The organism is Micromonospora sp. R77 (assembly GCF_022747945.1).
Classification (GTDB): Bacteria; Actinomycetota; Actinomycetes; order Mycobacteriales; family Micromonosporaceae; genus Micromonospora.
In genome coordinates this window covers 5,187,640-5,200,522 of the sequence record NZ_JALDST010000001.1, presented here as the reverse complement: position 1 = coordinate 5,200,522, position 12,883 = coordinate 5,187,640, and the positions used below count along the sequence as shown (strand labels likewise).

The window sequence follows — 12,883 nt, the reverse complement described above, 5'->3', positions numbered from 1 at the left end:
GCAGCGCCGCGGTGAGCACCGCGATGACCTTGCGGGACGGCAGGAGGGCTCTCGTTCTCTTCACCGCATGTCTCCTCGGGGTAAGGGGTTACGCCGTTCTGGTGGTGGTGCTGTCGCAGGTGGTGTGGTGGGTGGAGGTGGTGCTCCGCGGCCCGCCCCGCAGGGCGGGTCCGCGCGATCGGAGGCGGCCGTCACGGGCTCGCCGGTGACGCGGGACGCTGTCCGTAAACGTTCTGGTAGCGGTCGTGCAGGGCGTCCACGTCGGCCGCCGCCATCGGCGCCGGCTCGCCGAGCGCCCGGGTGAGATGCGCGGTACGGGCGACGTCTTCGCACATCACCGCCGCCTTCACCGCGGCGCGGGCGTCCCGGCCGATGGTGAACACGCCGTGGTTGCGCATCAGCACGGCGGGCGAGCGGTGCCCGGTGAGGGTCTCCACGATGCCCTTGCCGATGTCGTCGCCGCCGATCAGCGCGAACGGGCCGACCGGGATCTCCCCGCCGAACTCGTCGGCCTGGGCGGTGAGGTGGCACGGGATCGGTTCGCCACGGGCCGCCCAGGCGGTCGCGTACGTGCTGTGGGTGTGGACCACGCCGCCCACCTGCGGCATCGCGCGGTAGACGTAGGCGTGCGCGGCGGTGTCGCTGGACGGCGCGAGGTCACCCTCGACGACGATGCCGGCCAGGTCGCAGACCACCATGTTCTCCGGCGCGAGGTCGTCGTAGTCGACGCCGCTCGGCTTGATCACCATCAGGTCCTGGCCGGGCACCCGCGCCGAGACGTTCCCCGCCGTCCAGGCGACCAGCCGGTAGCGGGTCAGTTCGGTGTGCAACCGGGCGACGCTCTCCCGCAGCCGCCGGATCTGCGGACCGGTGTTCACGCGACCACCTCCAGTGCGGCCGTGACCTCGGCCGCCGCCGGACCGACGGCGGCGTTGCGGATGGCCCGCAGCCGGGACATGACCTCGCTCCCGCCCCGGCCGAAGTGGTCGTGCAGCGCGCGGTACTCGGCGTACAGGGCGTCGTAGGCGCGGGCCCGGTCCGGGTCGGGCCGGTAGACGTCACGGTCCACCCGGCTCATCGCCTCGGAGGCCGCGTAGACGTCCGGGTACGCCCCGGCGGCCACCGCGGCGTGGATCGCGGAGCCCAGCGCGGGCCCCTGCGCCGATCCGATCAGGCTCAACGGCCGGTTGGTGACGTCGGCGTAGATCTGCATCAGCAACCGGTTCGAGGTGAGGCCGCCGGCCACCACCAGCTCGTGGATCGGCACCCCCGCCTCGACGAACGCGTCGATGATCATCCGGGTGCCGTACGCCGTCGACTCCAGCAGCGCGCGGTAGACGTCCGCCGGCCGGGTGGCCAGGGTCAGCCCCACCACGAGACCGCTCAGGTCGTGGTTGACCAGCAGGGACCGGTTGCCGTTCCACCAGTCCAGAGCGACCAGCCCGTGCGCGCCGACGGGTTGCGCCCCGGCCAGCTCGGAAAGGCGCTCGTGCGAGTCGACGCCGGCCGGCGCGGCGTGCTCGACGAACCAGCCGAAGATGTCGCCGACCCCGCTCTGGCCCGCCTCGTAGCCCCAGTGACCGGGACTGAGCCCACCGTCGACGACGCCGCACATGCCGGGCACCTCCACCAGGTCGGCGCCGTTGACCACGTGACAGGTCGAGGTGCCCATGATCGCCACCAGGTGGCCGGGGAGCAGCGCCCGGGCGGAGGCGGCGGTGACGTGGGCGTCGACGTTGCCGGCCGCGACCGCGATCCCCGCCGGGAGCCCGGTCCACGCCGCGGCCTGCGCGGTCAGCGTGCCGGCACAGGCGCCCATCGGCAGCAGCGGCCCGTCGAGCTTGCCGACGAAGTCGACGAAGTCGACGTCCAGGGCGGTCAGGAACTCCCGCGACGGGTACCGGCCGTCCTGGCGGATGCCCTTGTAGCCGGCGGTGCAGATGTTGCGGGTCTCGACGCCGCAGAGCTGCCAGACGATCCAGTCGGCCGCCTCGATGAACCGCTCGGCGCGGCGGTAGGTCTCCGGGTCCTCGTCGAGGAGTTGCAGGCCCTTGGCGAACTGCCACTCGGCGGAGATCTTGCCGCCGTACCGGCCGGTCCACGGCTCGCCGCGCTCGTGCGCCAGCGCGTTGATCCGGTCGGCCTGCGGCTGCCCGGCGTGGTGCTTCCACAGCTTCACCCAGGCATGCGGCCGGTCGCGCAGCTCCGGCACCTCGCAGAGCGGGGTGCCGTCGGCGAGGGTGGGCAGGACGGTGCAGGCGGTGAAGTCGGTGGCGATGCCGATCACCCGGGCCGGGTCGATCCCGGCGGCGGCCACGGCGGCCGGCACCGCGTGCCGCAGCACGTCCCGGTAGTCCTCCGGGTCCTGCAGCGCCCAGTCGGGCGGCAGCGGCACCGCCGCGCCGGGGAGCGCGGAGTCGATCACTCCGTGCCGGTACTCGTGGACCGCGGTGCCCAGCTCGGCCCCGTCCCCGACCCGGACCACCAGCGCCCGGCCCGACAGGGTCCCGTAGTCGACCCCGACGACGTACCGGTCCCCCGGCCCGTCCACATCCATCATGTCCACCTCCGCGTGCCGTGGCTCACATTGTTAGCGCTCACATCGGCGTCGGTCAAGATGTTGCCGCAACAGACTCGCAGCGGGGTGGCCACAAGGGCGACCGACCCGCCCGAAGGTGCGCCGTCGGCCACATGTGAACGTTAACATGTATCGATGCCTCGACTCGCATCCACAGCCCTTGCACTGCGCCGCAGCCAGCAAAGATGATCTGTTAGCGCTAACGATGGAACGCCCCCACAGCGCCCGCGACACGGCAGGGCCGGGCCCACGCGGCACCCGGACGGCCAGCCGGCGGAGGGTCGCCGCGCCGACCCGGAGAAGACGCTCTTCCTGATCCGCGCCGACCCGGGCCCCGGCACCGCTGCTCGACGAACGGCCCCGCTCCCGGGCGGGAGCGGGGCCGCGTACGGCGCGGTCGTCAGAGGGCCGTGACGGTCCACTGGTTGTTGGTGTTGGTGTTCGGCGCCCACCGGCACACCATCGATCCCGCGGTCGTGCTGCCCATCCCGTCCAACGCGGTACCCGTACCCCGGTTGACGATCTGATACCGCCCGCTACCCACGCTCACCAACCGCCACTGCTGGTTGTTCCCACCATTCCACGGCGCCTGCGACCCACTCGCCCCGTTGCTCGCGTCGCCCCAACTGTCGATCACCATGCCGTTGGCCCGGTTCACGATCCGGTTGTAGCCACCACCCACGTCCACCAGCTGCCACTGCAGGTTGGTGCTGCTCACGCCGGTCCACTGCTTCACCACCGGACCCGACGCCACACTCCCCCCCCCGCTGTCCAGCACCAGGCGGCACGGGTCCGCTGCTCCAGCACGACACCCGGACCGGTAGAGGCACCGACGACGCCGAGGCACTTGTTGCTGCCGAGGTTCGTCAGCCGGTCAGGGCGGGGCGGATCGGTTCTCGCGCCGTCGGACGGCTCGACGGTGGAACACCCGCGATTCGACGCCCGCCGGCTGACGCCCCTGCGGCCACCGTGCACTCGCCGCCGCACAGCCGGTGCACCGGTAGCCCACGCCGGTAGGGCCGGTCGCCGACCCGACACCAGCCTGTTATCGCTAACAACTGCCCGGTCAGCCCATGTAACAGGCGGATGAGCTCGCCTGTCAACAGCCGACGCGCCGTCCGGACGGATTCCATGCCAAAGCCGGCGCTTCCCGGCGATCAACCGCGAAGCCGTTGACAGACCCGAATGTCAAGGACACGATAAGCGTCAATGTTAGCGCTCACACACACGTCATTCTCAGGAGGAGATCGATGGATCAGAGAACCCTCGGCCGGCGGCGGCTGGCGGCGGCCCTGGCCCCACTGGCGCTGCTCGTCGCCGTGGCCGGGACCGTGGTCGGCTCCGCCGGGTCACCGGCTCTCGCGGCCGGCACCGGGCCGTGCGACATCTACGCCGCCGGCGGCACCCCCTGCGTGGCCGCGCACAGCACCACCCGCGCCCTCTACGGCGCCTACAACGGACCGCTGTACCAGGTACGGCGCGCGTCCGACAACACCACCCGCGACATCGCTCCGCTCACCCCCGGCGACGTCGCCAACGCCGGCACGCAGGACTCCTTCTGCGCCGGCACCTCGTGCCTGATCACGGTCATCTACGACCAGTCCGGCCGGGGCAACCACCTCACCCAGGCGCCTCCCGGTGGCTTCTCCGGCCCTGCGGCGGGTGGCTACGACAACCTCGCCGACGCCACCCTCGCCCCGGTCACCGTCAACGGCCGCAAGGCGTACGGGGTGTTCGTCGCCCCTGGCACCGGCTACCGCAACAACACCACCAACGGCATCGCCAAGGGCGACCAACCCGAAGGCATGTACGCCATTCTCGACGGCACCCACTACAACGGCGGCTGCTGCTTCGACTACGGCAACGCCGAAACCAACAGCCGCGACAACGGCAACGGCACCATGGAAGCCATCTACTTCAGCAACAACAAGATCTGGGGCACCGGCACCGGCACCGGTCCCTGGATCATGGCCGACCTCGAAAACGGCCTCTTCTCCGGTGTGAACCCGGGCTACAACGCCAACGACCCCACCATCAACCACCGCTTCCTCACCGCCATCGTCAAGGGCGAACCCAACCACTGGGCGATCCGCGGCGGCAACGCCCAGACCGGCGGCCTCTCCACCTTCTACGACGGCAAACGCCCCAACGCCTCCGGCTACAACCCGATGAAGAAAGAAGGCGCCATCATCCTCGGCATCGGCGGCGACAACAGCCACGGCGCCGCCGGCACCTTCTATGAAGGCGTCATGACCTCCGGCTACCCCACCGACACCACCGAGAACGCGGTCCAGGCCAACATCACCGCCGCCGGCTACGCCGCCACCACCGGCGGCGGCCAGCAGAACATCGAGATCGTCGGCAACCAGTCCGGCCGCTGCATCGACGTACCGAACGGCAGCACCACCAGCGGCACCCAGGTGCAGCTCTGGGACTGCTGGGGCGGGGCCATGCAGCGCTGGACCTACACCGCCACCAAGCAACTACAGGTGTACGGCAACAAGTGCCTCGACGCGGAGGCGGCCGGCACGTCGGCCGGCACCCGCGCCATCATCTGGGACTGCAACGGCCAAGCCAACCAGCAGTGGAACCTCAACTCCAACGGCACCATCAGCGGTGTCCAGTCGGGACTCTGTCTCGACGCGTACAACTGGGGCACCGCGAACGGCACCAAGGTCGTTCTGTGGACCTGCCAGGGCGGCGCCAACCAGCAGTGGAGCCTGCGCAACTGACCCGGGCAGCCGGCTGAGGCCGGCACGCCACGGCCGATCGGCGAGGCGGACCACTCCGGACGGGGTGGGTGCCGCCCCGCCGACCACGGTCCAATGTCGACGCGGCACGCCGACCAGCGGTCCAGGTGACCGCTCATTCGCGCGCCAATCGCCGTGCAGAAGCGCCGCCGTACCCGACCCGGACGTCATCGGCCGGGCGCCATCCCCGCACCACTCACGGACCGGGAGGTCCCCTTGCGACTCACCAGCCGTTCCCGCCGGCGGTGGGCGTTGATCGCCACCGCCACCGCGCTCACCCTCACCGGTGCCGGACTCACCGGCACCCAGTTCGCCTCCGCCGCCACCACCGGCTGCGCCGTCACCTACACCGTCCCCTCCTCCTGGCCCGGCGGCTTCGGCACCAACGTCGTCATCACCAACCTCGGCGACCCGATCACCAACTGGCGACTCAGCTGGAACTTCACCGCCGGCGAAACCGTCACCCAGTACTGGAACACCACCCTCACCCAGACCGGCACCACCGCCACCGCCACCAACGTCTCCTACAACGGCGCCATCGCCACCGGCGGCACCACCAGCTTCGGCTTCAACGCCACCGGCACCGGCACCGTCCCCACCAGCTTCACCCTCAACGGCGTCACCTGCACCGGCGCCACCAGCACCCCACCACCACCCACCACCCCGACGCCGACCACGCCACCCCCGTCGCCCAGCACCCCGCCGCCGACCACCAACGGCCCCTGCGACATCTACGCCGCCGGCGGCACCCCCTGCGTCGCCGCGCACAGCACCACCCGCGCCCTCTTCCGCACCTACAGTGGGCGCCTCTACCAGGTCCGCCGCTCCTCCGACAACGCCACCCGCGACGTCACCACCCGCACGGCCGGCGGTCCCGCCGACGCCGCCGCGCAGGACACCTTCTGCGCCAACACCACCTGCGTCATCACCTGGATCTACGACCAGTCCGGTCGGGGCAACAACCTCGGCTACCAGGGAGCCGGCGGCATCGGGGGCGCGGTTGCGCCGGCCGTCGCGAACCGCGAGGCGGTCACGGTCGGCGGCGCCAAGGCGTACTCGCTCTACATTCCCGGCAACAGCAGCTACTGGCGGGACGGGCACACCACCGGCGTCCCGACCGGCAGCGCCCCCGAGGGCATGTACATGGTGACCAGCGGCACCCACGTCAACAGCGGTTGCTGCTTCGACTACGGCAACAGCGAGACCACCCGCCGGGCCGACGGGGCCGGCGCGATGGACGCGATCAACTTCAGTACGAGCTGCTGGTTCGGTGGCTGCTCCGGCACGGGCCCTTGGGTGCAGGCCGACCTCGAGTGGGGTCTCTTCCCCGGCGGCAGCTCCTCGTGGAACCCGAACCAGCGGGCCTTCACCAGCAAGTTCGTGACGGCCACGCTGAAGAACAACGGCACCTCCCGGTTCGCCATCAAGGGCAGCAACGCCCAGTCCGGCAGCCTCTACACGCTCTACGACGGATCGCTGCCCAACGGCTACAGCCCGATGAAGAAGCAGGGAGCGATCATCCTGGGCAGCGGCGGCGACTGCTGCATCGACAACAAGAACCAGAGCGTCGGCACCTTCTACGAGGGGGCCATGGTGGCCGGCTATCCCTCGGACGCGACCGAGAACGCCGTCCAGGCCAACGTGGTGGCCGCCGGCTACCGCTGAGCTGACGCAGCCGCCGCCCCCGACCCCGCGGGGGTTGCCGTCCCGGGACCGGCCTTGCCGCGGCGGTCACCGGTGAGCGGGTACGACGCCGACAGCCGCTCCCCTTCGCCACGCCGACGGTGCTGGTGCGGCGCCGTCGGTGTCGCGCACCGAACCGAGGTGCGGCTGCCGAGTCCAGGCACCAGCCCGATCCACGGAACCGCCCCGGTCGCCCTGCGTGGCGACCGGGGCGGTTCGTCTCGACCGGACCGGGAGAGCGATCAGAGGGTCAACACGACGGTGGAGATGCTGCGTGCGCCGACGTTGACGCTCACCTGCCCACCGTTCACACCGACCGGCTGGCTGGCCGCGTTGGCGGTCTGCGAGGTCAGGTAGTACTCGGCCTTGGTGACGTTCTGCGGCACCTGGATGACGGCGTTGTTGACCGCGCTGGTCGACCGGTTGAGGATCACCAGCGTGATCTTGCCGCCGCCCTGATAGGCGGTCACCTCCAGCGGCGAGGCCTTGGCGCTCTTGGTCAGGGCGACCCGCTGGTAGCCGGGGCGGACGTACTTGGCGTACTGCGAGAAGGCGTACCCGCGCTTCAGCGGAGCACCGGCGACCGTGCCGTAGGCCGCGTCCCCGTCCCCGATGAAGGAGTAGTAGCGCTTGCCGTACCACCAGACGTAGGCCGCCCAGTTCGACTCCATCGACTTGTGCACCGTACGCATGATGTCGTCGAGCGTCTCGTTCCAGACCGCCTGGTTACCGGGGTCGCCCCAGATGTTGGAGCCGCTGCCGTCGGCCGCGTGCAGGTTCCACTCGGTCATCCAGACCGGCTTGTGGTACTGGTCGGCCAGGGAGTACGGCTTCAGCCGCCCGGCGGCCTCGGTGCCGTACAGGTGACCGCCGACGTAGCCGAGGTTGTTCCGGGCGCTCGCGTCGTTGAGGGTCGGGTCGGTGTAGCTGTAGTTCATGTTCACCGCCTCGGCGACCATGAGCTTGGTGTTCTGCACCTTCGCGCCCTGGTCCCGGACGAACGTCTCCAGCTCCGTGCCGCTCCAGTCCATCGAGTCGTAGTCCGGGTGCCAGTCCGGCTCGTTCTGCACCGAGGTGACGTCGATCGGCACGCCCTGGTTACGCATGTACTGGACGTAGCTGTTCAGATGGTTGGCGTAGTCGTCGTAGTACTCGGGCTTCAGCTTGCCGCCGCTGGTCCGGCTGTTGTTCGTCTTCCACGCCGCCGGAGCGGTCCACGGTGTCGCCAGGATCTTCACCCCCGACCCGTACGACTTCGCCGTCTTCAGGGCGTTCACCTGGGTCGACCACTCGCTGGACACCGGCGAGATGCCGGTACGCACGATGGACAGACCAAGCTGGTTGGGACCCAACCCGACCAGCGTCTGCGTCTCGGCGGTCGACCAGGCGCCGCCCCAGATCGACACGGCCGCCCCGAACCCGTCGATCGTCTGGTATCTGGTGGCGCTGTTCACCGAGATGTCCGCCGGCCCGGTCGGGGGTGACGTGGTCGGTGACGTGGTCGGTGACGTGGTGGGTGACGTGCTCGGCGAGGTCGTCGGCACCGTGCCGCCGGTGCAGGCGACCCCGTTCAGCGCGAAGCCGGCCGGAGCCGGGTTGCTGCCGTTCCACGTACCGTTGAAGCCGAACGACGTCGAACCGTTGGTGGCGATGGCGCCGTTGTAGCTGACGTTCCTGGCGGTGACCGCGGCGCCGCTCTGGGCCACCGTGGCGTTCCAGGCTTCCGTCACGGTCTGTCCCGCGCCGTAGGACCAGGTCAGCGTCCAGTTCGTGATCGGGTCACCGAGATTGGTGACGGTCACGTTGGCGCCGAAGCCACCCTGCCACTGCGACGACACGGCATAGTTCGCCGCACAGCCGGCGGCTGCGGCCCCGGCGGGCAGCGCCACGGCGACCGCGGCCGATGCCAGCAGCATCGTGCCGGCGGTCACCATGGCGGCGGTGCTCACCTTGCGTTTTCTCACGAGACCTCTTCTCGACTCGCAGGGCTGATCGGGAGATGGCGAGCCGCAGGAGGACCCGGCCGTCACGACGCCGGGCCCACCCGCAGCACGCCACTAGCGCTGCAGCGTCAACAGGCCCGGCCGGTAGGGCAGGAGGCCGTAGTCGCCGCCGGAGTTGGTGGCCCGGCCCTGGTAGAGCAGCTGCAGGTTGCAGGGGTCGATCGTCATGGTCTGGTCGGGATTGCTGCGGATCAGGTCACCGTGGCTGATGTCGTTGGTCCACGTCGCGCCGCTGTTGGCCTTGCCCGCGAACGGGTTGCTCTCGGTCGCGGCCTGCGGTGTCCACGAACCACCCAGGCTGGTGGCCGTGAAGGACCGGAAGTAGCGGCCCTGCGCGCCCATCGCCTCGACGAGCATCAGGTACTGGTTCTGGCCCTGGACCTTGTAGACCTGGACCGCCTCGAACAGGTTGGCGGTCGTGTCACTCATGATCGTGGTGTAGCTCGAGCCGAAGTTGCCCGGGAAGTTCCCGATCGGCATGCCGGCCCGGTAGATCTTGCCGTTGTCCCCGGCGAAGAAGAGGTACATGTTGGTCCCGTCCCCGATGACCGTCTGGTCGATCGGGGCGGCGCCGGAGAGGCTCCCGGTGAACAGCGCCTGCGGCGCCGACCAGCCGTTGGGGTTGGTCGGATCGTTGGACGTCCTGTACATGAAGGCGGCCGAACCCCACTGGTAGGTCAGCACCCAGATGTTCTTCGGGGCGAAGTAGAACAGCGTGGGCGCGACGGTGCCGGAGCTCATTCCGGTCTGGGTGGCCGACGCCATGTCCGACCAGTTCGTGAAGGGGCTGAAGGCCATCGAGCCCCAGGCCGATCCGAAGTCGTGGGTGGTCGCGTACACCAGATGCTTGCCGTTGTAGACGACGTGGGTGAAGTCCTTGAGCGACACCCAGCCCGACTTCGGCTGTGCCAGCGGGCCCGTGGAGGTCCACCGGTAGCTCGACGGCAGCGCGCACGTGCCGGTCGGCGTGGGGGTCGGCGTGGGGGACGAGGTGGGGGGCGGGGACGAGCTGGGGGGCGGGGTCGGGGAGGTGGGACTACCCGTGCACGACACCCCGTTCACGGCGAAGCTCGTCGGTGCCGGGTTGCTGCCCGACCACGACCCGTTGAAGCCGAACGACACCGTTCCGTTGGTCGCGACGGCACCGTTGTAACTCACGTTCTTCGCGGTCACCGCCGAGCCGCTCTGCGTCAGCGACGTGTTCCACGACTCCGTCACCTTCTGCCCGGCAGCGAACGACCAGGTCAACGTCCAACCGGTCAACGGATCGCCCAGGTTGGTGATCGACACGTTCGCGCCGAATCCGCCCTGCCACTGCGACGACACGGCATAGGACACGGAACAGCCGGCGGTCGCCGCACCGGCGGGCAACGCTACGGCGAGCGTCGCCGACGCCAGCACCGCGACACCGGTCGCCGCCAGGGCGACACCGGCCGCTCTGGATCTACCCATAAAGCACCCTCCTCCTGTGATGGCGGCCGGCACATTCGCTGGGCACAGATGTTTTGTGAACGTTAACAGCCGCGTCAGGGATGTTACGGGAGCGCTCCCATCGCATCAACCTTCATCCATTAGGTGGTGCCGCACCCGCCACACCCCCTAAAGCGTCCTAGGAGGGTGGGGTACGAGGAACGCCGGGCGGCCGTCGAGGCCACCCGGCATTCCGGAGGAGAAGCAGGGGTCAGCCGTGGGCCTTGCCCCGACCGCCCGGGCCGAGCTTCTTGCGGGGGCGTACCGAAATGTCGATCGGGGTGCCCTCGAAGCCGAACTCCTCGCGCAGCTTGCGCTCGACGAAGCGCTGGTAGCCGGCGTCCAGCGGCGCGGTGGTGAAGAGCACGAAGCGCGGCGGGGCGACGCCCGCCTGGGTGGCGAAGAGGATCTTCGGGGCCCGACCGCCCCGCACCGGGTGCGGGGTGGCCTGGACCAGCGCGGTCAGCCACTGGTTGAGCTGCGCGGTCGGGATGCGGGTCTCCCAGCTGGCCAGGGCCTTGCGCAACGCCGGGGCGAGCTTGTCCACGGCCCGGCCGGTCTGCGCGGAGAGGTTCAGCCGGATCGCCCACGGGATGCGGCGCAGCTCCCGGTCGATCTCCTTGTCCAGGTAGTACCGGCGGTCGGCGTCGACCAGGTCCCACTTGTTGAAGGCGATGACCAGGGCCCGGCCGGCCTCGACGACCATGGTCAGGATCCGCTGGTCCTGCTCGCTGATCACCTCGCTGGAGTCGAGCAGCACCACCGCCACCTCGGCCGCCTCGATCGCCGCGGCGGTCCGCAGGCTGGCGTAGTACTCGGTGCCGCTGGCCTTGCCGACCCGCTTGCGCAGACCGGCGGTGTCCACCAGCTGCCAGGTCTCCCCGCCGATCTGCACCAGGCTGTCCACCGGGTCGACGGTGGTGCCGGCGACCGAGTCGACGACCGCCCGCTCCTCGCCGGAGAACCGGTTGAGCAGGCTGGACTTGCCGACGTTGGGGCGGCCCACCAGGGCCACCCGGCGCGGGCCGCGCGGTCGGTTCTCCACGATCTTCGGCGCCTCGGGCAGCGCGTCCAGGATGGCGTCGAGCAGCTCGCCGGAGCCCCGGCCGTGCAGGGCGGAGACCGGGTACGGCTCGCCGAGGCCGAGCGACCAGAGCGCGGTCGCCTCCATCTCGATGGAGGTGTTGTCGGTCTTGTTCGCCACCAGGATCACCGGCTTGGCGCTGCGTCGCAGCATCTTCACCGCGGCTTCGTCCACATCGGTCGAACCGACCATCGCGTCGACCACGAAGAGCACCACGTCGGCCGTCGCCACCGCCGCCTCGGCCTGCGCCGCGATGGCGGCGGCCCGGTCCTTGGCGTCGGGCTCCCAACCGCCGGTGTCGACCACCGTGAACGCACGGCCGTTCCACTGCGCGTCGTACGGGACGCGGTCCCGGGTCACGCCGGGGACGTCCTCGACGACCGCCTGCCGGCGGCCGATGATCCGGTTGACCAGGGTCGACTTGCCGACGTTGGGACGGCCGACCACGGCTACCACCGGCTGCGGACCGGACTGCTCCTCGACGTCGAGGTCCGGGTCCCGCAGCTCCACCCAGCCGCTCTGCTCGCTCATGCCACGCCCCGCTCGGTGAGCAGCTCACGGAGCCGGGCGACGACCTCGTCGATGCCGAGCTCGGTGGTGTCCAGCTCGACGGCGTCGGGGGCCTGCTGCAACGGGTTGACCTTCCGGGTCGAGTCCAGCTTGTCCCGCCGCGCCAGGTCGGCGGCGGTGGCCGACACGTCGGCCGCGTCCTCGGCGCTGCGCCGCCGGGCGCGGGCCGCCTCGGAGGCGGTCAGATAGACCTTCAGGTCGGCGTCGGGCGCCACCACCGAACCGATGTCGCGGCCCTCGACCACGATCCGGCCGGCGTGCGCGATCATCTCCCGCTGCCGGGCGACGAGCAGCTCCCGGACCGCCGGTACGGCGGCCACGGCGGAGACCGCACCGGTCACCTCGGGACCCCGGATCTCCCGGTCGACGTTCACGCCGTCGGCGGTCACGCCGTACCCCTGGGGGTCGGTGCCGATGCGCAGGTCGACCTCGCCGGCGACCTTGGCCACCGACGCGGCGTCGGTGAGATCGACGCCGGAGCGCAGCACCGCCCAGGTGATGGCCCGGTACATCGCGCCGGTGTCCAGGTAGCGGGCGTCCAGGCTGCCGGCGAGCCGCCGCGAGACGGTGGACTTACCCGAACCGGATGGCCCGTCCACTGCCACCACGCACCGCCCGGTCCGTTCGTTCTGCCCCACCGTGTGCCTCCTCAGCCCGTATCTCGCGGGTCGCCGTTTCCTGCGGCGCCGTTGAGCGGATGTTCCTCGTCAATGATGCCCGCGCCCGCCCTCTCCGGCGGCGCGGG

At 70.5% G+C, this 12,883-nt stretch carries 9 protein-coding genes; 2 read left to right on the top strand and 7 right to left on the bottom strand.

What is annotated here, in order from left to right; all coding sequences use genetic code 11:
• Nucleotides 1-191 precede the first annotated feature (191 nt).
• From MRQ36_RS24495 to MRQ36_RS24485, 3 genes are all read right to left on the bottom strand, one after another.
• The gene (locus tag MRQ36_RS24495; protein WP_242799069.1) at nucleotides 192-878 is read right to left on the bottom strand and encodes an L-ribulose-5-phosphate 4-epimerase; all 687 of its coding nucleotides are present in this window, start codon (nucleotides 876-878) and stop codon (nucleotides 192-194) included.
• Complete coding sequence (gene araB / locus MRQ36_RS24490; RefSeq protein ID WP_242799067.1) at nucleotides 875-2,560, bottom strand: ribulokinase; 1,686 nt, start codon at nucleotides 2,558-2,560, stop codon at nucleotides 875-877. Before araB ends, MRQ36_RS24495 begins: the two co-directional genes overlap by 4 nt.
• Before the next feature lie 418 nt (nucleotides 2,561-2,978).
• A complete protein-coding gene (locus tag MRQ36_RS24485; RefSeq protein ID WP_374250684.1) occupies nucleotides 2,979-3,356 on the bottom strand; it encodes an RICIN domain-containing protein in 378 nt (125 codons plus the stop codon).
• Nucleotides 3,357-3,828: 472 nt separating this feature from the next.
• Between MRQ36_RS24485 and MRQ36_RS24480 the strand changes: the two genes are divergently transcribed.
• Complete coding sequence (locus MRQ36_RS24480; protein WP_242799063.1) at nucleotides 3,829-5,310, top strand: arabinofuranosidase catalytic domain-containing protein; 1,482 nt, start codon at nucleotides 3,829-3,831, stop codon at nucleotides 5,308-5,310.
• Nucleotides 5,311-5,544: 234 nt separating this feature from the next.
• Nucleotides 5,545-6,993, top strand: a complete 1,449-nt coding sequence (locus MRQ36_RS24475; protein WP_242799061.1) for an arabinofuranosidase catalytic domain-containing protein — start codon at nucleotides 5,545-5,547, stop codon at nucleotides 6,991-6,993.
• Nucleotides 6,994-7,253: 260 nt separating this feature from the next.
• Here MRQ36_RS24475 and MRQ36_RS24470 read toward each other — a convergent pair whose 3' ends face one another.
• The 4 genes from MRQ36_RS24470 to cmk form a co-directional block, all read right to left on the bottom strand.
• Entirely contained in the window at nucleotides 7,254-8,945 is a 1,692-nt protein-coding gene (locus MRQ36_RS24470) for a cellulose binding domain-containing protein (RefSeq protein ID WP_242801343.1), read from the bottom strand.
• A 123-nt stretch (nucleotides 8,946-9,068) separates the two neighbouring features.
• Entirely contained in the window at nucleotides 9,069-10,466 is a 1,398-nt protein-coding gene (locus MRQ36_RS24465; protein ID WP_242799059.1) for a non-reducing end alpha-L-arabinofuranosidase family hydrolase, read from the bottom strand.
• A 229-nt stretch (nucleotides 10,467-10,695) separates the two neighbouring features.
• Nucleotides 10,696-12,099, bottom strand: a complete 1,404-nt coding sequence (gene der / locus MRQ36_RS24460; RefSeq protein ID WP_242799057.1) for a ribosome biogenesis GTPase Der — start codon at nucleotides 12,097-12,099, stop codon at nucleotides 10,696-10,698.
• On the bottom strand, nucleotides 12,096-12,776 hold the full coding sequence (gene cmk, locus MRQ36_RS24455; protein ID WP_242799055.1) for a (d)CMP kinase: 681 nt from the start codon (nucleotides 12,774-12,776) through the stop codon (nucleotides 12,096-12,098). The genes der and cmk overlap by 4 nt, the downstream gene beginning before the upstream one ends.
• Nucleotides 12,777-12,883: the final 107 nt, after the last annotated feature.